This is a genomic window from Pelomicrobium sp. G1 (assembly GCF_051905455.1).
GTDB lineage: Bacteria > Pseudomonadota > Gammaproteobacteria > Burkholderiales > UBA6910 > Pelomicrobium.
Genome location: NZ_JBQACR010000706.1, coordinates 1 through 229, shown reverse-complemented (window position 1 = coordinate 229; position 229 = coordinate 1). Strand labels below are relative to the sequence as shown.

The following is a 229-nucleotide window of genomic DNA, read 5'->3' as shown; positions in this document are numbered from 1 at the left end:
CCAGCCGCCATCCCTAGCGCCCATTTGGAGTTCGCCATCTCCCCATGGGGGGAAATCTACGTGGATGGAAAACTCGCCGGAGTGAGCCCGCCCCGGCACAAGCTGGACGTGGCCCCCGGCACCCACACCATCGAAGTGCGCAATTCAGACCTCCCCGGCCATCGCCAGACGATCCACGGGGACGCGGGCGAACGGGTTAAAATCAAGCACAAGTTCCGCTGACCAGGAA

General features: G+C 63.3%; 1 pseudogene. It reads left to right on the top strand.

Features of this window, described 5'->3' with window-relative positions:
- Positions 1–222: pseudogene (locus tag ACTFO6_RS20215) on the top strand (serine/threonine-protein kinase); the annotation flags it as partial.
- Positions 223–229 lie beyond the last annotated feature (7 nt).